This window comes from Pseudomonas sp. S3_B11, assembly GCF_054667715.1.
In genome coordinates this window covers 4579393-4597605 of the sequence record NZ_CP162749.1, presented here as the reverse complement: position 1 = coordinate 4597605, position 18213 = coordinate 4579393, and the positions used below count along the sequence as shown (strand labels likewise).

23 protein-coding genes are annotated in these 18213 nt (G+C 60.2%); 21 read left to right on the top strand and 2 right to left on the bottom strand.

Going from position 1 to position 18213, the window contains the following annotated elements; translation table 11 throughout:
• Positions 1-65: 65 nt before the first annotated feature.
• The 18 genes from AB4O22_RS20720 (at position 66) to recX (ending at position 14953) form a co-directional block, all read left to right on the top strand.
• The gene (locus tag AB4O22_RS20720; RefSeq protein ID WP_415239224.1) at positions 66-1640 is read left to right on the top strand and encodes a phage tail tape measure protein; all 1575 of its coding nucleotides are present in this window, start codon (positions 66-68) and stop codon (positions 1638-1640) included.
• Positions 1627-2865, top strand: a complete 1239-nt coding sequence (locus AB4O22_RS20715) for a DNA circularization protein (protein WP_038857192.1) — start codon at positions 1627-1629, stop codon at positions 2863-2865. The genes AB4O22_RS20720 and AB4O22_RS20715 overlap by 14 nt, the downstream gene beginning before the upstream one ends.
• Before the next feature lie 3 nt (positions 2866-2868).
• Entirely contained in the window at positions 2869-3909 is a 1041-nt protein-coding gene (locus AB4O22_RS20710; RefSeq protein ID WP_028237199.1) for a phage baseplate assembly protein, read from the top strand.
• A 399-nt stretch (positions 3910-4308) separates the two neighbouring features.
• Positions 4309-4818 (top strand): phage baseplate assembly protein V, encoded by a 510-nt coding sequence (locus AB4O22_RS20705; protein ID WP_028237198.1) that lies wholly within the window; start codon positions 4309-4311, stop codon positions 4816-4818.
• On the top strand, positions 4818-5216 hold the full coding sequence (locus AB4O22_RS20700) for a phage GP46 family protein (protein ID WP_028237197.1): 399 nt from the start codon (positions 4818-4820) through the stop codon (positions 5214-5216). Before AB4O22_RS20705 ends, AB4O22_RS20700 begins: the two co-directional genes overlap by 1 nt.
• The gene (locus tag AB4O22_RS20695; RefSeq protein ID WP_028237196.1) at positions 5206-6246 is read left to right on the top strand and encodes a baseplate J/gp47 family protein; all 1041 of its coding nucleotides are present in this window, start codon (positions 5206-5208) and stop codon (positions 6244-6246) included. Before AB4O22_RS20700 ends, AB4O22_RS20695 begins: the two co-directional genes overlap by 11 nt.
• Positions 6234-6833: a YmfQ family protein gene (locus AB4O22_RS20690; RefSeq protein WP_460097050.1), complete on the top strand. Its 600-nt coding sequence runs from the start codon at positions 6234-6236 to the stop codon at positions 6831-6833. Before AB4O22_RS20695 ends, AB4O22_RS20690 begins: the two co-directional genes overlap by 13 nt.
• Before the next feature lie 11 nt (positions 6834-6844).
• Positions 6845-7999 carry a hypothetical protein gene (locus AB4O22_RS20685; RefSeq protein ID WP_038858949.1) on the top strand — a complete coding sequence of 385 codons (1155 nt, stop codon included), beginning with the start codon at positions 6845-6847 and terminating at the stop codon, positions 7997-7999.
• Positions 7996-8505, top strand: coding sequence for a phage tail protein (locus AB4O22_RS20680; protein ID WP_460097048.1), 510 nt, complete (start codon positions 7996-7998; stop codon positions 8503-8505). The genes AB4O22_RS20685 and AB4O22_RS20680 overlap by 4 nt, the downstream gene beginning before the upstream one ends.
• 27 nt (positions 8506-8532) lie before the next feature.
• Entirely contained in the window at positions 8533-9627 is a 1095-nt protein-coding gene (locus AB4O22_RS20675; RefSeq protein WP_069971121.1) for a phage tail protein, read from the top strand.
• Between the two features lie 7 nt (positions 9628-9634).
• A complete protein-coding gene (locus AB4O22_RS20670; RefSeq protein ID WP_028237193.1) occupies positions 9635-10195 on the top strand; it encodes a tail fiber assembly protein in 561 nt (186 codons plus the stop codon).
• Between the two features lie 111 nt (positions 10196-10306).
• Positions 10307-11218 (top strand): gp53-like domain-containing protein, encoded by a 912-nt coding sequence (locus tag AB4O22_RS20665; protein WP_223470205.1) that lies wholly within the window; start codon positions 10307-10309, stop codon positions 11216-11218.
• A 13-nt stretch (positions 11219-11231) separates the two neighbouring features.
• Positions 11232-11663: a phage tail assembly chaperone gene (locus AB4O22_RS20660; protein WP_223470203.1), complete on the top strand. Its 432-nt coding sequence runs from the start codon at positions 11232-11234 to the stop codon at positions 11661-11663.
• 24 nt (positions 11664-11687) lie between these two features.
• Positions 11688-12251 (top strand): glycoside hydrolase family 19 protein, encoded by a 564-nt coding sequence (locus AB4O22_RS20655; RefSeq protein ID WP_223470201.1) that lies wholly within the window; start codon positions 11688-11690, stop codon positions 12249-12251.
• Positions 12233-12769, top strand: a complete 537-nt coding sequence (locus AB4O22_RS20650; RefSeq protein WP_060613440.1) for a lysis system i-spanin subunit Rz — start codon at positions 12233-12235, stop codon at positions 12767-12769. The genes AB4O22_RS20655 and AB4O22_RS20650 overlap by 19 nt, the downstream gene beginning before the upstream one ends.
• 71 nt (positions 12770-12840) lie before the next feature.
• Entirely contained in the window at positions 12841-13341 is a 501-nt protein-coding gene (locus AB4O22_RS20645; protein WP_003198349.1) for a CinA family protein, read from the top strand.
• 83 nt (positions 13342-13424) lie between these two features.
• Entirely contained in the window at positions 13425-14477 is a 1053-nt protein-coding gene (recA, locus tag AB4O22_RS20640) for a recombinase RecA (RefSeq protein ID WP_003198351.1), read from the top strand.
• An 8-nt stretch (positions 14478-14485) separates the two neighbouring features.
• Positions 14486-14953, top strand: a complete 468-nt coding sequence (recX, locus tag AB4O22_RS20635) for a recombination regulator RecX (RefSeq protein ID WP_003198353.1) — start codon at positions 14486-14488, stop codon at positions 14951-14953.
• Between the two features lie 45 nt (positions 14954-14998).
• On the opposite strand, the gene AB4O22_RS20630 is transcribed toward recX, so the two are convergent.
• Positions 14999-16117, bottom strand: a complete 1119-nt coding sequence (locus AB4O22_RS20630; RefSeq protein ID WP_003198355.1) for an LOG family protein — start codon at positions 16115-16117, stop codon at positions 14999-15001.
• A gap of 255 nt (positions 16118-16372) precedes the next feature.
• Between AB4O22_RS20630 and AB4O22_RS20625 the strand changes: the two genes are divergently transcribed.
• The gene (locus tag AB4O22_RS20625; RefSeq protein WP_263292966.1) at positions 16373-16498 is read left to right on the top strand and encodes a hypothetical protein; all 126 of its coding nucleotides are present in this window, start codon (positions 16373-16375) and stop codon (positions 16496-16498) included.
• 85 nt (positions 16499-16583) lie between these two features.
• Positions 16584-16778 carry a hypothetical protein gene (locus AB4O22_RS20620; protein WP_003198357.1) on the top strand — a complete coding sequence of 65 codons (195 nt, stop codon included), beginning with the start codon at positions 16584-16586 and terminating at the stop codon, positions 16776-16778.
• Here the strand turns inward: AB4O22_RS20620 and AB4O22_RS20615 are convergent, their stop codons facing one another.
• Positions 16779-17201, bottom strand: a complete 423-nt coding sequence (locus AB4O22_RS20615; protein ID WP_003198359.1) for a quorum-sensing-regulated virulence factor family protein — start codon at positions 17199-17201, stop codon at positions 16779-16781. It lies immediately after the preceding gene.
• 184 nt (positions 17202-17385) lie between these two features.
• Between AB4O22_RS20615 and AB4O22_RS20610 the strand changes: the two genes are divergently transcribed.
• Positions 17386-18132, top strand: a complete 747-nt coding sequence (locus AB4O22_RS20610; RefSeq protein ID WP_003198361.1) for a tRNA-uridine aminocarboxypropyltransferase — start codon at positions 17386-17388, stop codon at positions 18130-18132.
• Positions 18133-18213: the final 81 nt, after the last annotated feature.

The following is an 18213-nucleotide window of genomic DNA, read 5'->3' as shown; positions in this document are numbered from 1 at the left end:
CTGGATGTGCTCCGCGAATCCCTGGAGCACGCGCAACGGATCAATGCGATGCAGCAGGTGCAGTGATGGCAGACACACAAACGGTAGAGAAAAAAGCGGTGCTGCTCACGGGCATCGATGAGCTGTCACCCAAGCTCGCAGGCCTTCGTGCGAAGGTCGCGAGTTTCAAGCAGAACCTCGACGCCACGGGCCTGGGCAGCCTGGATATTTCCGGTCTGCTGCCCAGTGGCGGCCTGGCCCAACCGTTTATGGACGGGCTCAAGTCGGCGCTGGCCTTCAAGGACGAAGCGGGCTCAGCGAGCGCGGCGGCCAGTGCCGTCCAGGCGCCTGATGCGCCCCGTGTAGCGGCACAGAACCTGGATGGATTGAAGACTTCCATCAGCAACGTGTCGGTGCAGTTCGGCTCGGCCCTGGGGCCTGCGGTCAACGCGGTGGCGGTCAGTTTGCAGCCCATGGTCAGCGGTGTGGCCCAGGTACTGCAGGACAACCCGCAACTGGTACAGGGCCTGGCAAATGGCGTCGTAGCGTTCAACGCGATCCAGATGGCGGTCAGCGGCGCAAGCCAGGCGTTCGAGGTGGTGAACCTGGCCTTGAAGATGAATCCCATCGGCTTGATTGCAATGGGCGTCGCCTTGGCGGCAGGAATGATCATCGCCCACTGGACGCCGATTTCGGCGTTCTTCGCCGGGCTCTGGCAGCGGCTTGCACCCATCGTGCTGCCGATGGTCGAGTTCTTCAAGACGATGTTCGCCTTCACCCCGATGGGGCTGGTGATCAGTAATTGGGGCCCGATCAGCAGCTTTTTTGGCGCGCTCTGGAATGTGATCGTGGCGGCGGCAACGCCGATCATCGGTTTCATGCAGACGCTGTTCGCCTGGTCACCCTTGGGTTTGATTGTTACCAATTGGACGCCCCTGACCGGGTTGTTCGCGGCGATCTGGGACCTGCTCAAGGCCTTGACCGTGCCGGTAATGGACGCTCTGAAAGGTCTGTTCGACTGGACGCCGCTGGGACTGATCATGGCCAACTGGGGCACGATCGGTGAAGTCTTCGCCGGGATCTGGGAGGGCATCCGCAATCAGGTGTCGATCATGCTGGCGGTATTCAGCGGCCTGTTCGATTGGTCACCCATTGAGGGCCTCACCCAGCAGTGGGGGCCGGTGGGCGAGTGGTTCAGCCAGTGGTGGAACGAGTTGCAGGAGGTGATCGCGCCGATCAAGGCGTTTTTCAACGGCGGCTTCGGCGAGATGATCACCTCGTTCACCGGCAAGGTCGAAGGCCTGACCGGGGCGCAGCGACAGACCAACGCCGAAGGCAAGGGAGAGCTGGCGCCGGCGTTTTTTGGCGGGGCCAGCGAGCAGCCTCCGGGCCTGTCCTCCAGCCTGGCGCCAGCGTCCGCCAACGGGCCAGCGAAAACCTCGCTGGCGCCGGGTGCGTTGCCACAAACCTCCAGTGCCCTGGTGCAACAAAGTGCTGCCAACAACCGCACGCAACTCGAAGGCGGCCTGACCGTGCGTTTCGAAAATGCCCCGGCCGGGTTGCGCGCCGATCCGCCCCAGACCAATCAACCGGCCCTGGCGGTGAGTTCGCGCATCGGCTATCGCTCACTTTCCACAGGAGGCTCCAATGAGCTGGCGTGATCGTTTGTTGCCGGCGTCGTTTCGTGGCGTCGGGTTCTGGGTCGATCAGGCGAAAACCCCGGTCGGCCACAAGGGCCAGTTGCATGAGTATCCACAGCGCGACCAGCCGTTTTTCGAAGGGCTCGGCCAGCAGGCGAAGATTCATGAGTTGACCGCGTTCATCGTCGGCCCCGATTGCCTGGAGCAGCGCGACAAGCTGCTCAAAGCTTTGGAGCAGGGCAGCGGCGAACTGGTGCATCCGTGGCTGGGGCGCATGCAGGTCAAGGTCGGCGAGTGCGACATGACCCAGACCCGCCAGGACGGTGGGCTGGTGACATTCGCCCTGAAGTTCTACCCCGACCAGCCGCTGCAATTCCCTTCCGCCGCGATCAATAGCCAGAAACTGCTGCTGGTCTCGGCCGACAGCTTCCTCGGTTCGGCGGTGCGGCGCTTTGAAGATGCCATGACGTTGATCAAGGCCGCGCGGATCGGTATCGCGGATCTGCGCAACAGCCTCAAGGACATCTACGGCGTGATCGAGCAGGAGCTCAAGCCGTTGATCGAGACCTATCGGCAACTCAGCGATCTGGTCAAGGCGGTGAAAGAGCTGCCCAAGGACGTGGTGGCCGAGTTCAAGGGATTGCTGGGGGACATCCGCGAGCTGAAGGACTTTGCCCGTGACGGCTATCGCGGCGTGATTGCCAGCGTGTCGCAACAGGTGGAGGCCATTCGCAAGGCCGACGCGCCCAAACTCACCACAGGCAAGGACACCACGGCGGCGGCCCAGGCCGTGGCCGATCTGGTGCAGGACACGCTGCTGGTGCAGGCCGCGCAATGGATTGCGGCGATGCCGGTGGCGGCGCCTGTGGTCAAGTTGGGCGCCACGCCGTCGGTGGCGCAACAGGCCGTGCAACCGGTCCAGCGCCGGGACGTGCCGGTGGCCGACGATGTGCTGGCCCTGCGCGATGCCCTTAACGATGCGATCTGGCAGGCCTCCCTCAAGGCTGATCCGGAGCACTACCAGGCGATGAACAACCTGCGCCAGCAAATGGCCGCGCACTTGACGGCGGTGGCGTCGTCGGGTGTCAGGCTGATCAACCTGTCGTTCAAGCAAAGCCTGCCAGCGCTGGTGGTGGCGTATCAGCAATTTGCCGATGCCACCCGGGTGACTGAAGTGACCCAGCGTAACGGCGTAGCCCATCCTGGTTTCCTGCCGCCCAATGACCTGAAAGTCTCCGGGGAGTAAGCCATGAACGAGCTCGACAACGCTGTCTCGCTTACCGTCGGCGGGCTGGATTACGGCGGCTGGAAAAGTGTGGAAATCAGTGCGGACCTGGAGCGTCAGTTCCGCACCTTCAAACTCGACATCACCTGGCAATGGCCGGGGCAGACGCAAGCAGTGCCGATCCGTCCGGGCGATGAATGCCAGGTGCGCATTGGTGCCGACCTGGTCCTCAGTGGTTATGTGTTCAAGGCACCGGTCAGCTATGACGGTCGGCAGATCAGCCTGAGCATTGAAGGCGGTTCCAAGACCCAGGATCTGGTGGACTGCGCGGCGATCAACCGCCCGACTCAATGGCGTGGGCAAACGGTGTTGAGCATCGTCCAGGCCCTGGCGTCGCAATACGGCGTGGGGGTCATCAGTGAAATCCCTGAAACCGCGCGGTTGAGCGAACACAGCATCGTACCGGGGGAAACGGTCTTTCAATCCATCGACCGTTTGCTGACGTTGTTCCGGGTGTTCTCCACTGATGACGCGCAAGGGCGCGTGCTACTGGCCAAACCCGGCAGCGGCGGACGGGCCAGTGATGTGCTGGAGTTGGGCAAGAACATTCTCTCCGGTAACGCACCGATGGACTACAGCCAGGTGTTCTCTGAATACCGGGTCATCGGCCAGCACAAGGGCAATGACCAGCAGAGCGGGGCGGCGGTGAGTGAAGTCTCCGGCACCGCCACGGACCTGAGCTTCAAGCGCAAGCGGGTGACAGTGATCAGCGAGAGCGCGCAGTTGACCTTCGAACTGGCCCAGCAACGGGCCGACTGGGAAAGCGCCATCCGCACCGGCAAGGCCCTGACCACCACCTACCGCGTGCAGGGCTGGCGCCAGGCCAATGGTGACTTGTGGCGGCATAACACCTTGGTGCGAGTGATCGACCCGGTGCTGGGGTTCGACGGTGACATGCTGATTTCCAAAGTGACGTACTCGCTGTCGGCACAAGGCTCCGTCACCACCCTGCAAGTCGCTCCGCCGCATACCTTCGACGCCAACCCGGTACCGCCAAAAACCTGAGCCCGGAACCGATGCCTGCCCACCACAGATCCCCTGTGGGAGCGAGCTTGCTCTCGAAAGCGGTGGGTCAGCTTGCATCGATGTTGGATGTGCTGCCGCCATCGCGAGCAGGCTCGCTCCCACAGTATTTCGAGACCGCCTCCAAGTTTCTGCCCACCCGCAAATCCCTTGTGGGAGCGGGCTTGCTCGCGAAAGCGGTGGGTCAGCTTGCATCGATGTTGGATGTGCTACCGCCATCGCGAGCAAGCTCGCTCCCACAGTATTTCGAGACCGTCTCCAAGTTTCTGCCCACCGCAAATCCCTTGTGGGAGCGAGCTTGCTCGCGATGGCGGCAGCGCAGCCAATAGAGGTGTTGATCCGAACACCGCGTTCAAGTCCCCGATTCTCAAGGAAACCTCAATGAGCCTACTGACCCGCCTCCTGGCGCGCGGCACTGTCGTGCTCGCCAATTCGGCCACCAAGTTGCAGTCGCTGCAAATGCGCCTCACCGCCGGCGAAGTGAACGACGACATGGAGCACTTCGAACCCTACGGCTTCACCAGCAACCCGTTGGCCGGTGCCGAGGGCATTGCCACGTTCCTGGGGGGTGACCGTTCCCATGCGGTGGTGCTGGTGGTCGCCGATCGCCGTTTTCGCCTCCAGGCCCTGGCCCCTGGTGAAGTGGCGCTCTACACCGACGAAGGCGACAAGCTCCACTTCAAGCGCGGTCGTGTCATCGACATCCAGACCGCAACCCTGAACATCCGCGCCAGCAGCGCGGTGAACATCGACAGCCCGGTCATCAACCACACCGGCAAGATCGTTTCCCAGGGCGACCAGATCGCCGGCGGCATCAGCCAGATCAAACACGTGCATGTCGGTGTACAGGCCGGCAACGGTCAGACCGGCGCGCCGGCGGGAGGTCAATGATGTTCATCAGCCAGAACCTGCACGCCGCGCTGACCCGCTCGGTGCTGATCAGCCTGTTCACCTGGCGCCGCGCCGCTGACGACGATGCCGTCGATGATGAAGAACGTTTCGGCTGGTGGGGCGACACCTTTCCGACCGTTGCCGACGACCGTATCGGCTCGCGGCTGTGGTTGTTGCGCCGGGTCAAGCTGACCCGCCAGACCCAACTCGACGCCGAATTTTATGCCCGCGAAGCCCTGCAATGGTTGATCGACGACGGCCATTGCAGCGCCATCGACATCATCAGCGAACGCCTCGACGCCCAGCGCCTGAACCTGCGCACGGTCCTGACCCTGGCTGACGGCGAGCGCCTGGACATCAACCCCGATAACAGTTGGCAGGTGACCTATGCCGTTTGAAACCCCTTCGCTGCCGGTGCTGATCAAGCGCGCCCAAAGCGACCTGGCCAGCGATTCGCTGCGCCAGTCCGATGCCCAAGTGCTGGCCCGCACCCTCGGTGGCGCCGCCTATGGCCTGTATGGCTACCTGGACTGGATCGCCGAGCAGATCCTGCCGGACAAGGCCGATGAATCCACCCTTGAACGCATCGCCGCCCTGCGCCTGAACCAGGCGCGCAAAGCGGCCCAGGTGGCCAGCGGCAGTGTCAGTTTCAGCGCTACCGCCGGCGCGGTACTGGATGTCGACACGCTGTTGCAATCCACCGATGGCCGCACATTCAAAGTGACCACTGCTCGCACTACCAGCAATGGCCTGAACAGCACCACCATCGCCGCGCTGGACGCTGGCAGCCTGGGCAACGCCGACGCCGGCCTGGTGCTGACGCCAGTCCAACCGATCCTCGGCATTGGCAGCAGCTTCACCGTGCTGGCGCCGGGGCTGACCGGCGGTGTTGCTCGGGAAAGCCTCGAATCGCTGCGGGCCCGGGTGATCCGCTCCTACCGCATCATCCCCCACGGCGGCTCGGCCCAGGACTATGAAACCTGGGCCCTGGAGTGCCCCGGCATTACCCGCGCCTGGTGTCGCGGCAGCTACCTGGGACCCGGCACTGTCGGCTTGTTCGTCATGCGTGACGACGATTTGCAGCCGATTCCCAATGCCGAGCAATTGGAAGAGGTGCGGGCCTATATCGAGCCCTTGCGCCCGGTGACCGCCGAGTTGCACGTGCTGGCGCCAACGCAGGTGCCGGTGAGCTACAGGCTGCGCATCACCCCGGACACCAGCGCCGTGCGCGCGGCCGTCGAGGCGCAACTGCGCGACCTGCACAACCGCGAAGCCGGCCTCGGCGAAACGCTGTTGCTAAGCCATATCACTGAAGCCATCAGCAGCGCTACCGGCGAAACCGACCACAAACTCTCCGCCCCCGTCGCCGATGTAGTCGCCGCCAGCAACCAGTTGCTGACGTTCGGAGGCTGCACATGGCTGGAATAAGAACCGCCGAACAGTACCAGGCCCAACTGCGCAGCCTGCTGCCCAGCGGCCCGGCGTGGGATCCGGAGCGCGTGCCGGAACTTGAGCAAGTGCTTGAAGGCATCGCCCAGGAGCTGGGCCGCCTCGACGCCCGTGCCGCCGACTTGCTCAACGAAATGGACCCGGCGGGAGTGAGTGAACTGGTGCCGGATTGGGAGCGGGTGATGAACCTGCCTGATCCGTGCCTGGGCGCCACACCGTTGTATGACGATCGTCGCTTGGCGGTGCGTCGGCGGTTGTTGGCGGTGGGCAGCCAGGCCATCGCTTATTACGTGGAAATCGCCAAGAGCCAGGGTTACCCCAACGCAACGATCACTGAACTGAAGGCCCCGCGCATGGGCCGCGAACGATTCGGCGAGGCTCACTTTGGCACTTGGCAGGCGCAATTCATGTGGACCCTCAACACCGGCGGTCGCCTGCTGTTGGGCCGACGTTTTGGCGCGAGCTATTGGGGAGAACGTTTTGGCGTCAACCCGGGCTCGGCTCTGGAGTGCCTGATCCACCGCAGTGCGCCGGCGCATACCAAGGTTCACATCAATTATGACTAGGGAGTAAACGGATGGATTATCCGAAGAGTGTGCCCAGCGCCGGGTTGGTGAATGGGAAGTTCGTGGATGAAAACCCATTGACCGGGACGCCGGGGTCGTTGATTCCGGCAGCTTGGGGAAATGGTGTAACGCAAGAGATTGTGAATGTCATCAAGGCGGGGGATCTGACCCCTGATGAAACCCAAAACGATCAACTGCTCGAGGCGATTCAGTCAGTTACCGCCAAGGGCTGGAACCAGGATATCGCGCTTCCGATCGCCGCTTTACCGCTGCCAACGATTGCAACGGCAGACGCCCGTCTGGCAGTAACGCCAACGGCACTATCAACCAGCGGCGGTCGCGTCTCGATTTCGGCGGGTGTGTACATCAGCATTGGACAAGAGGTGGTAAGTGGGCGGTTGGGTCGATCCCGTACTTACGTGACGACGGCCTGGAGCAGCGCCGATTTGTTGCCCAGCGCCAGCTATTTTCTTAGGGCGCAGGTCATAGGCGGCGCGCTGACGTTCTACATGCAGCGTGGAAGCCTGTATGACCTCTCGCCGGAATCGTTGAAGGGGACTGTCAACGGAGCGTCCGGCGGCGGGTTTGCATCCACGCCCCTGGACATGTGCCTGGCCTGGGTGATGACCGGGGCGCCGGGCTCCTTGCCGACGATTCGCACGATCTACAACCGTGCTCAATTGACCTGGACCCAAACTGTGAATGGCACGGGGGTGGTTTATCTGCCGCTGGATCCGCATGCACGTGCGGCGCGGCTTGTGGCGGGTAATCCAACACCCTCTCCGAGCGCCGTGACTTCGTTGGCGTTTGTTCAGGCCGGGTGGGTTGGGGGCAACTACAGCTATCTGTCACCCGCCTTACAAAGTATCGGCAACAATGCGGTGGGCTGGAGCGGCCCATACATGTGTGTGCTGTTCTCCAGTAACGTTGTCAACGACGTTACGGTTTCTACCGTCACAGCCAGCTTTGATCACTCTCAATCTCGCTCGCTTTGGCAGTGCTTTCAGGCCGAGCACACATTGGGCGCCACCAATGCCGATAGTGACGAACTGTTGCTGAGCATGGGAATCAAGGGGCACCAGGCGTTGACCGATTACAGCGTGGGTATCGGCGTCAATTTTACCAACGCAATCAATGTTCACCTGTCCTGGGAGCTGATCCGATGAAAGTCATTCAAGAACTGCACCAGTACGAAGATGGACTTCGCCCGCCTGCACCTTCTTCTGCCCATACCTGGGAGGACGGCACCTGGGTGCTGACTGAAGAGAATGCTGCTGAGCTGTTGCGCCAGGAAGCCGAACGCTTGTGCGCCAAGGTCGATGCCGCTGCTGACAGCGCACGTCGCACGCTGGCAGGTGATCCACTGCGCGCCCTGGAATACCAACAAGCCGCCCTGGAGGCGCAGGCCTTCAAGGATCAAGGCTACCCGAAAAAAGCCGTTCCACTGGCCGTTTCGGCGTGGGTTGTCAAAGGGCGCACAGCCAGGCAAGCGGCGGATCAGATTCTTGCCAAGGCTGCCGAATTCGAAGCGAACCTGCTGGCACTTCGCGAGCTGCGCCTCAAGGCCAAGACACAGATCCGCGCGCACATGGCCAAAGGCAAGGCGGATCTCGCCAGTCAAGCCGCTGATGACGTGCTCGCGACTATCCGAGCACTACCTCTTCACGCTTGAGCCCCGCCTCATAGAGAGAAATAGAACATGGATTATCCAAAAAGTGTTCCCAGCGTCGGGCTGGTGAACGGCCGGTTCGTGGATGAAAACCCCGTCGAAGGCACGCCGGGATCCTTGATTCCCGCCGTGTGGGGCAACAGCGTCACACAGGAGATTCTGGGGGTGATTTCCGGCGCCGACATGGCGCCATCCGAAGCGGACACCAATCAGCTTTTCAAGGCTGTTCAGAAGATCATCGGTACCACGACCCCTACACGCTCGGTGGTTACACGGCTGACCCTGTCGAAAGCGCTGACGGCAAATGAACTTGGTCTTGTATTGATTGACGCCAACGCCGGCGCCACCTCGATCGGGTTGCCCCCGGCCAACGTTGGGATGGGTGTTCGAGACGTCATCATTCGACGCTTGGACAACAGTGGCAATCGACTCGTGGTCCAGGCGGCCGGCACTGATCGAATCAAGTTCCACACCCATCTTTCGGCCGTTGGCTATCCGTTTCTGGTTTTGATGGGCAGTGGTGACTGGTGGCATTTGCGCAGTGACGGCGCCGGGAGTTGGTGGCCCATGGGAAGGTTTGACAACACGCCTTTGGGCCGTCCGACTTTTGAGACGACTATCCAACTGAGCCCGGGAGGTTACGGTGCGCTAAATGGCACGGTCATGAAGCGTGCTGAATGGCCTTGGCTCTGGGATCACGCCCAACAGTCAGGAATGCTCGGTACCGAGGCTACTCGGGAAGGCAATGAAGGCAAATGGAGTTCCGGTGATGGCGCACTCACGTTTCGTGCGCCGGAAGGGCGGGGAGAGTTTCTGCGGATCCTGGACGAAGGGCGCTCTGTGGATTCTGGACGGGCAATGGGGACCTTTCAACCCGGCACTGTTCACTCCCATGCGCTAGGGGCACAAGGGGCTGGTGCGGTTGGATCAAGATGGTCCGATAGCCTTTCCACAGTTGGTGCCAATACCCGCGAGGAAATCAAAATCATCGGAGATCTGGTAAACGGCGGTCCGACTTTCCCTGCCGGGACCACTTACCAGATGGATACGGCCAATACGCTGCTTTACTCTTTCAAATCCCGCCCGCGCAACATCGCCTATCCTGCGCGTATAAAACTAATCTGAGGTGTCTGTGTTTTATTATCTATTCGATAAAGCCGGCGCATTGTCCGGGCCCGTGGAGTTTTCCGTAACGCCGGGTATTGGCGTTCAGATCCCCAGTAATGCTGTTGGAATTTCGTTTGAGCTCCCCCCGCCTGAAAAGGGCCGTACGTGGGCCCTGGTGAATAATGTTCCTCGAGAGGTGGTTGATCATCGTGGTTTGGTTTATCGCAAGGAGGATGGCGGCCAGCAGATCTGGGGCGAACTTGGGGAGTTACCGGATGCGTTCACTAGGGAACCCTGGCCGGGCAATTACCATATCTGGAAAGACCCTACCTGGCAGTTCGACGCTGAGTCACAACTGAGCGACGTCAAGGCCCAGGTTTTCGCCGAACGGGATGCTCTTCTTCGCGATGCAGTTCTGCGTATAGCCCCCCTGCAATACGCCGAAGACATCGGCGACGCCAGCGACCAGGAACAACTGGCGCTGATGGAGTGGAAACTCTATAGCGTTGAATTGAATCGTATCCAGCATCAGATCGGTTTTCCTACCGATATCAACTGGCCTGTCATGCCTGAGCCTGCCGCTTAAGCAACCCACGGCAAAACATCAGAATTCCCTTAATTTATCGTGCCACTGCGCATTAACGGTGAGGCTTTATATCGCCTTCATTTTGATCGCTGGTCAATCAGGAGCGAAAAATTGGATTATCCAAAAAGTGTGCCCAGCGCAGGTCTGTCGAACGGCAGGTTCGTGGATGAGGATCCCTTGGCGGGTACGCCGGGTTCCTTGATTCCCGCTAGTTGGGGCAACGGTGTGACACAGGAATTGCTCAATGTCATTCAAGCAGCGGGGATAGTGCCGTCTGAAGCCCTCTATAACCAATTGCTCACAGCCTTGCGTGGCAGCGGATTGTTTCTTACCGCGCCGCTATTCGATAACAGCAGGGCCGTCGCAACGACTGAATACGTACTCCGCAGCGGGATGCAGTATGGCGGATTCGATGTTTACAACACCGGGACGACATTGACCCTATCGGATGTTGGCGGAGTTGTCAGTTTCGCCAGCAATACACCGGTTGCCGCGAGGCTGCCGGCTACAGCCGAAATCATACATGCCGCTACAGTAACAATTGTCAATGCGGGATCGGGCATCGTTACAGTTTCGACGGCATCCGCTGTTGATGTGCTATGCGCATCGAATGGTGCGCAGGGAACAATCACTATCGGTCTGGGCGAAACGGCGGAGTTCATCAAGCTCAATAACCAATGGCGTCTTATTGGCGGTACGGTGGCGTTGAAATATTCGGCTATGTCCACTTCGTCATTGCAGCCCAATGGCTGGAAGCGGACGCCCGATACAACGAGCCCGACCGGATATGTTATCGAGCAGTGGGGTGTTTCTTCCAGCGGGGCGGATGCCAACGGCGTTATCGTAACGTTTCCAATGTCCTTCCCTAACGCCGTTAGAAACATCGTAGTGACCGATGGAGGCCCTACCTGTGCGTCTTTTGGAGTCTCCACAGGCTCGCTGAGCCAGTTCAGACTTTATGGGCGGGACTACAATGGCGCCTATTCAAATTGGACGGGACTATGGCGAGCGATAGGTTATTGAAGGGGAGGTGAATATGTTGATTTATTACGCTCAATCCACGGGTGGGTTCTACAACTCTATCGATCACTCTGGCAGTCTTCCTGAAGACGCGATCAAGATCACCGATGAAGAATATCGAACCTTATTTGCCGCTCCCTTCCTGAACAAACGTATCGAGTCGGACGCCAAAGGTCGTCCGGTGCTCCTGGAGCTGTCCGTTAATGAGCTCACGGTACGAATGACCAATGAAAAGAATTGGCGTGATGCATCGCTCTCAGCAACCGACCGCCTCATAGCGAGAGATCGCGACGAAATGGACGACGGCGGCGGTACGACGCTGGATCAAACACAGTACACACAGCTCCAGGCTTATCGCCGGGCTCTGAGGGATTGGCCGCAGGATGAGCACTTTCCAGCCACTGAATATCGTCCGGTTGCGCCGTCCTGGCTGGCCGGACACCTTTGATCATGCACTTGCGATGACCTGAATATGGACCTTACGCAACAGCAACTCATCAACATCATGCCCAACGCCCGTGTCCAAGCGGGCGTTTTTATTTCCGCGCTGAACACCGCCATGTCGCGCCATCGTATCGACACACCCAAACGCATGGCCGCGTTCCTGGCCCAGGTCGGTCATGAGTCGGGACAATTGCGTTATGTACGCGAGCTGGGCGGTGAGCAATACCTGAGCAAATACGATACCGGAACCCTGGCCGTTCGCCTGGGCAACTCGCCCCAGGCTGACGGCGACGGGCAGAAGTATCGCGGCCGAGGACTGATCCAGATTACCGGCCATGACAATTACCTTCGCTGCAGTCAGGGGCTGTTCGGTGATGCACGTTTGCTGGCCTTGCCTGAGCTTCTTGAGCAGCCGCAATGGGCCACCGAGTCCGCTGCCTGGTTCTGGGAGCAGAACGGCTTGAACGAACTGGCCGACCGCGATCAGTTCAACACCATCACCCGCCGTATCAACGGCGGTTTGAACGGCTTGGAGGAGCGGCTGCAACTCTGGGCCCGGGCGAGGGCGGTGCTATGCCAACCTTCGACCTGATGCCTTTTTCGTCTCGCGCCCTGGGCATTGTGGTGTTGCTCGCGCTGCTGGCCGGCGGTTCGGCGATGCTCGCGTGGCAGTTCCAGGACTGGCGTTACGGACAGCAGTTGGCCCGACTCGCACAGTCCCAGGCCGAGACGCTTAATCAAATCACCCAAGCGGCCGCGACGCAGCAAAAGGCCGAGCAAGACAAACGCCTGGCCCTGGAACAACAACTCTCCACCAGCGAACAAACCCATTACCGAGCCTTGAACGATGCCCAACGTGACCAGGATCGCCTGCGCGATCGCCTTGCTACTGCCGATGTACGGCTGTCAGTCCTCCTCGACGCCGACGATGTTGCCACCGGTTGTGCAGTGCCTGCCGCCTCCCGCGCCAGCGGCCTGGATCATGGCGCCCCACGCGCCCGACTTGACCCGGCGCATGCTCAACGAATTATCGCCATCACCGATGCCGGTGATCGCGGACTGATTGCCTTGCAGGCCTGTCAGGCCTATATCAGAGCGCTGGGTCGGTAATCCCTCGAGCCTTGCAAGCTTCGAATGCTCGTGTACGGTAGGCCTCAATTGCGTGGAATCAGGAGAGCACCATGGACGACATTACCGAACTGGCCGCTGAATTGGGCAGGCACCTGCAGTTGCTCAATGCCCACGTCACCACGGCCGAATCCTGCACGGGCGGCGGGATTGCCGAGGCAATTACCCGGATTCCCGGGAGTTCGGCCTGGTTCGAGGCCGGTTATGTCACCTATTCCAATCGCCAGAAGACCCAGCAGCTGGATGTGCCGGCCGAATTGTTCGGGAAGGTGGGGGCGGTCAGCCGCGAGGTGGTCGAGGCCATGGTGCGAGGCGCCCAGCATAAAAGCCTGGCGCGTTTTGCCGTGGCGGTCAGCGGTGTAGCAGGGCCGGATGGAGGTTCACCGAATAAACCGGTGGGCACCGTATGGCTGGCCTGGGGCGTTGGCGAGACGGTGATCAGCGAACAGCGCTTCTTTGCAGGCAACCGCGACGAGGTCCGCCGACAAACGGTGAAGGCCGCGCTAGAGGGGCTGCTGCAACATGCCGCTGTAGAAATCTCAAATCAGGGGTAGGCGATCCTCAATCGCTGTGGAATAATACTGGCTACTTATACAGGTGTTGGCCGTCAGGCCTTATTGATTACGTGAGGACTTTAATGGACGACAACAAGAAGAAAGCCTTGGCTGCGGCCTTGGGTCAGATCGAACGTCAATTCGGCAAGGGTGCCGTAATGCGTATGGGCGATCAGGACCGTCAGGCTATTCCTTCCATCTCCACCGGCTCCCTGGGCCTGGACATTGCGCTTGGCATCGGCGGCCTGCCAAAAGGCCGAATCGTTGAAATCTACGGTCCTGAGTCTTCCGGTAAAACCACACTGACCCTGTCCGTGATCGCCCAGGCCCAAAAAGCCGGTGCGACCTGCGCCTTCGTCGATGCTGAACACGCCCTGGACCCGGAATACGCCGGCAAACTGGGGGTCAACGTCGACGACCTGCTGGTTTCCCAGCCGGACACCGGCGAACAGGCCCTGGAAATCACCGACATGCTGGTGCGTTCCAACGCGGTTGACGTGATCATCGTCGACTCCGTGGCGGCACTGGTTCCGAAGGCTGAAATCGAAGGTGAAATGGGCGACATGCACGTCGGCCTCCAGGCTCGCCTGATGTCCCAGGCCCTGCGCAAGATCACCGGTAACATCAAGAATGCCAACTGCCTGGTGATCTTCATCAACCAGATCCGTATGAAGATTGGCGTGATGTTCGGCAGCCCGGAAACCACCACCGGTGGTAACGCGCTGAAGTTCTACGCCTCGGTTCGCCTCGACATCCGCCGTACTGGCGCGGTGAAAGAAGGTGATGAGGTTGTCGGCAGCGAAACCCGCGTCAAGGTCGTGAAGAACAAGGTGGCTTCGCCGTTCCGTCAGGCCGAGTTCCAGATTCTTTACGGCAAGGGCATCTACCTCAATGGCGAGATGATCGACCTGGGCGTATTGCACGGTTTCGTCGAGAAGTCGGGCGCCTGGTATGCCTACAACGGTACCAAGATCGGTCAGGGCAAGGCCAACTCGGCCAAGTTCCTGGCGGATAACCCGGAAGTCGCCGCCGCCCTTGAGAAGCAACTGCGTGACAAGCTGTTGAGCCCGGTGGCAGACGTCAAGTCCGTGGCCAATCGCGAGACCGCTGACGACCTGGCTGACGCTGACATCTGATCGATTCGATGACCGTCGTACTCGATACCCTCGTCGCGGTGCGGCGAACAGCAATGGACCTGCTCGCCAGGCGCGAGCACGGTCGAGTCGAGCTGACGCGTAAGCTGCGTCAGCGCGGCGCTCCCGATGAGTTGATCGACACAGCCCTCGACCGTTTGACCGAAGAGGGCTTGCTGTCGGAGTCCCGTTACCTGGAAAGCTTTGTCTCCTATCGCGCTCGCTCCGGTTATGGTCCTTTGCGAATTCGTGAGGAACTGGGCCAGCGTGGTTTGCAACGCCCGGATATCGAACTTGCCTTGCGCGAAAGCGGTATCGATTGGCAGGAGCAACTGACGGACACCTGGCGCCGCAAGTTCTCAGGACATTTACCCATCGATGCACGGGAACGAGCCAAACAAGGGCGTTTCCTGGCGTATCGAGGCTACTCCATGGAAATGATCAACCGCTTGTTCAGCGGTCGCGGTATGGATGACTAAACAAAAACGGCCTGCTATTTCGATAGCAGGCCGTTTTTTATGGGCTCAGGTTACCTTGATCGGCTCCCATGTGAGGGGATGGGGTTTTTGGGCGGGCTGGGCCCAGTTTTCCGGCAGGTTGATGTAATCCACCAGCTCCCTCAAGCGACCGTGATCCCGAGCGTTGAAGGCAAACGCCAGTCGCGTCAGATGACTGAACTGGGCTTCGTCGTGCTCTTCACCGCTGTAGTCATGTTGATGAAAACAGTCATTCAGGCACAAATCGGCGAACTCTCTCTGCATCTGTTGCAGCGCTTGTTCATTTAGCTTGTGATTCATGCGGATCACGAACTGATGCTTGAGCCAGCGACTGGAGTGGAAGTTGCGGTAGAACCGGTTGATCTCTTCCACGGCCTCTTCGGCGTTGTATACCAGGCGCATCAGCTTCATGTCTGTGGGCAGGATGTAGCGGTTTTCCTCCAATTGCTCGCGGATAAAGTTCAGGGCGCCTTGCCAGAACTTGCCGCCCGGGACATCCAGCAGGACCACCGGCACCAGCGGGCTCTTGCCTGTCTGTACCAGCGTCAGGACTTCCAGCGCTTCATCAAGCGTGCCGAAACCGCCGGGGCAGAGCACCAGTGCGTCGGCCTCTTTGACGAAAAACAGTTTACGGGTGAAGAAGAAGTGGAACGGCAGCAGGTTCGGCGTGCCCTCGACGGTCGGATTTGCGTGTTGCTCGAAAGGCAGGGTGATATTGAATCCCAGGCTGTGGTCACGCCCTGCGCCTTCATGGGCGGCGGCCATGATGCCACCGCCGGCGCCGGTGATGACCATCATGTCCGAGCGGGCCAGTGCAGCCCCCAGCTCTCGGGCCAGGCCATACAGTGGATGTTCGATAGGCGTTCGGGCCGAGCCGAAGACCGTGACCTTGCGCCGGCCCTTGAACTGCTCGAGGGTACGGAAGGCGTGTTCCAGTTCCCTCAGGGCTTGTAGCGTGATCTTGGCATTCCAACGGTTGTGATCTTCCTGGGCCATGCGCAGCACAGTCAGGATCATGTCTCGGTAAATGGGGAGGTTGGGGCTGTTGGGGGAGACCAGGTTGAGTTGTTCTTCGACCTTGCGGGTGAGGTCGTGGCCGTGGTTCTCAAAATGACGACTGAGCAGGTCATTCGGTTTGTAAGGCATTCAGCTTCTCCTTCTTAACAGGACCCCGGCCCGGACGAGAGATTCATCGAGGCCACGACACTCCGTGTGTCGTTGTCAGCCCAGGCATCGGCCTGGAGGGTGACCTGGCTTGACGCGGTCTGCAGCAAGGCGACCAAGCCATCCAGCGGGTTCTGCTTTTCCCTTTGATAAAAACAATCACGCGCCAAGGTGTTGGCCGGGCAGCCTCTTTCTGCCCGATGAAAATACTATGGATACTTTTGAATCTAGACCGTCATGCCGATCTTTGCTGCCCTGATCATGGCGCTCAAAAGTGACCGTTGGCAACCGCTGATACATGCCCTGGACTATCGCACCGCTCGTCAGATCGCCGGCCGGGTGCGTGCCGCTCTGATTTACTGATAACAAGCGTGCCAATGCAATTTGACGCCCAGGGTTGGGTGCCACGTGATGGATTGAAGCGGATCGGGGCAGGGAGGCGGGAGAAATGACCAGGGTCACTCTGGAGCTCGACAGGCAGTTGTACTTGATGCTGTTGGAATCGGCACAGGCCAATCGGGTGAGTCTTGAGGAAGAATGCTGTCGTCGGCTGGGAGGGCGAGCATGGCGCTCGCGTTACTTGCAGGCGCTGGTGGCGGAGTTGCGCGCCGACGATGAGCAGCGGCGCGCAAGCTCAGGTTGATTACTTCTTCGTCTTGGCCGGTTTCGGGCAATCCGATTCCTGGAAGCGCTCGGTCGCGACTGGGCGGTTGGTCTTAACCTCGGTGAACTCGTAGCGCATGGTTGCGCCCTTGGCCATCAACTTGCGGAAACCTGGATTGGTGCACACCGTAGAGCCCAACTGGAAATACACAGCCTTGGGGTCTGCGCGCATTTTCTGGGCGTGACTGCTTTGCACGCTGAGGTGGTTGATCAGCTCGGTGCCTTCGACGGTATAACCCTGGTCGAGAATGTCTTCGTTGATCGCCCGCGGCGTACCGACGCTACTTTCCTTGGCGACGTTCTGCAGCATCTTGTTCAGTTCGAGTTCTTTCAGCGAAGCAGCCTGAGCGCTGAAGGACGTCGCCAGCAGAACGGCAACGGTAGGGACGATAAGGCGCAGCATGAAACTCTCCTGGTTCAGTGACTGGTGGTTCGACCGATCACATGACTGTGCGTTCAGTGGCGGGGAATTATAGGGGAGCCCGGGCGGACGGTACAGGCTCGTGCGCTCTGGTAGACTGCCGGCCTTTATTGCCCTGCCGAGTGTTGTTCGTGTCGAGTTTTCCTGCCTGCCGGCGTTGCCCATGATGAATCACGCCCCTAACGCCGTAGCCCGCTTGCGCGACCAGCGCATCGATGAAGGGATCAGGCCGATCCAGGCCCGTGGCTGGCGCGCGCCCCGTTGCAGCGCCTGCCGAGTGATCGAGAGCCATTGCCTGTGCGCCTGGCGTCCGAGTGTCGAGACCCGCTCCGGGGTCTGCCTGATCATGACCAACAAGGAAGTGTTCAAGCCGAGCAACACCGGTTGGCTGATTGCCGATGTGGTGCGCGACAATCACGCGTTCATCTGGTCGCGCACCGACGTCGACGAGCAACTGCTGGCGCTGCTGAACGATCCGCAATGGCAACCGTACCTGGTGTTTCCGGGCGAATACGTCGAGCCATCGCGAGTTACCCACACGGTTGACCTCGATCATTCCAAGCGCCCGCTGTTCATTCTGCTGGATGCGACCTGGACCGAGGCGCGGAAGATTTTTCGTAAAAGCCCGTATTTCGACCGACTGCCGATCCTGAGCCTGCTGCCCGACAGACTGTCGCGTTACCGTCTGCGCCGTTCGACCCGCAGCGAGCACCTGTGCACCGCCGAAGTGGCGGCATTGTGTCTGGAGCTGGCGGGGGACAGCGATGCCGCTTCGGCCCTGGACGCCTATTTCGATGTGTTCAGCCAGCATTACCTGGGCGCCAAGGGCCAGCAGGAGGTGAACGTGTCTACCCCGGCCCACGCCGAGTTGCAACCCTTTATCCGTACCCCGCAAGCAGTATTGGCCCAATAGTGGCCCATACTGGACACTGTGGCGGCCGTGCTGCTTGACCACCCCGGCTTCGCTGGGCATGCTTGGCGCCGACCAGGGCGC

What these genes read in the sequence shown, in the direction of transcription:
- AB4O22_RS20720 (WP_415239224.1), top strand. Translation starts at nt 66, where the DNA reads ATGGCAGACACACAAACGGTAGAGAAAAAAGCGGTGCTGCTCACGGGC.
- AB4O22_RS20715 (WP_038857192.1), top strand. Translation starts at nt 1,627, where the DNA reads ATGAGCTGGCGTGATCGTTTGTTGCCGGCGTCGTTTCGTGGCGTCGGG.
- AB4O22_RS20710 (WP_028237199.1), top strand. Translation starts at nt 2,869, where the DNA reads ATGAACGAGCTCGACAACGCTGTCTCGCTTACCGTCGGCGGGCTGGAT.
- AB4O22_RS20705 (WP_028237198.1), top strand. Translation starts at nt 4,309, where the DNA reads ATGAGCCTACTGACCCGCCTCCTGGCGCGCGGCACTGTCGTGCTCGCC.
- AB4O22_RS20700 (WP_028237197.1), top strand. Translation starts at nt 4,818, where the DNA reads ATGTTCATCAGCCAGAACCTGCACGCCGCGCTGACCCGCTCGGTGCTG.
- AB4O22_RS20695 (WP_028237196.1), top strand. Translation starts at nt 5,206, where the DNA reads ATGCCGTTTGAAACCCCTTCGCTGCCGGTGCTGATCAAGCGCGCCCAA.
- AB4O22_RS20690 (WP_460097050.1), top strand. Translation starts at nt 6,234, where the DNA reads ATGGCTGGAATAAGAACCGCCGAACAGTACCAGGCCCAACTGCGCAGC.
- AB4O22_RS20685 (WP_038858949.1), top strand. Translation starts at nt 6,845, where the DNA reads ATGGATTATCCGAAGAGTGTGCCCAGCGCCGGGTTGGTGAATGGGAAG.
- AB4O22_RS20680 (WP_460097048.1), top strand. Translation starts at nt 7,996, where the DNA reads ATGAAAGTCATTCAAGAACTGCACCAGTACGAAGATGGACTTCGCCCG.
- AB4O22_RS20675 (WP_069971121.1), top strand. Translation starts at nt 8,533, where the DNA reads ATGGATTATCCAAAAAGTGTTCCCAGCGTCGGGCTGGTGAACGGCCGG.
- AB4O22_RS20660 (WP_223470203.1), top strand. Translation starts at nt 11,232, where the DNA reads ATGTTGATTTATTACGCTCAATCCACGGGTGGGTTCTACAACTCTATC.
- AB4O22_RS20655 (WP_223470201.1), top strand. Translation starts at nt 11,688, where the DNA reads ATGGACCTTACGCAACAGCAACTCATCAACATCATGCCCAACGCCCGT.
- AB4O22_RS20650 (WP_060613440.1), top strand. Translation starts at nt 12,233, where the DNA reads ATGCCAACCTTCGACCTGATGCCTTTTTCGTCTCGCGCCCTGGGCATT.
- AB4O22_RS20645 (WP_003198349.1), top strand. Translation starts at nt 12,841, where the DNA reads ATGGACGACATTACCGAACTGGCCGCTGAATTGGGCAGGCACCTGCAG.
- recA (WP_003198351.1), top strand. Translation starts at nt 13,425, where the DNA reads ATGGACGACAACAAGAAGAAAGCCTTGGCTGCGGCCTTGGGTCAGATC.
- recX (WP_003198353.1), top strand. Translation starts at nt 14,486, where the DNA reads ATGACCGTCGTACTCGATACCCTCGTCGCGGTGCGGCGAACAGCAATG.
- AB4O22_RS20630 (WP_003198355.1), bottom strand. Translation starts at nt 16,117, where the DNA reads ATGCCTTACAAACCGAATGACCTGCTCAGTCGTCATTTTGAGAACCAC.
- AB4O22_RS20625 (WP_263292966.1), top strand. Translation starts at nt 16,373, where the DNA reads ATGCCGATCTTTGCTGCCCTGATCATGGCGCTCAAAAGTGACCGTTGG.
- AB4O22_RS20620 (WP_003198357.1), top strand. Translation starts at nt 16,584, where the DNA reads ATGACCAGGGTCACTCTGGAGCTCGACAGGCAGTTGTACTTGATGCTG.
- AB4O22_RS20615 (WP_003198359.1), bottom strand. Translation starts at nt 17,201, where the DNA reads ATGCTGCGCCTTATCGTCCCTACCGTTGCCGTTCTGCTGGCGACGTCC.
- AB4O22_RS20610 (WP_003198361.1), top strand. Translation starts at nt 17,386, where the DNA reads ATGAATCACGCCCCTAACGCCGTAGCCCGCTTGCGCGACCAGCGCATC.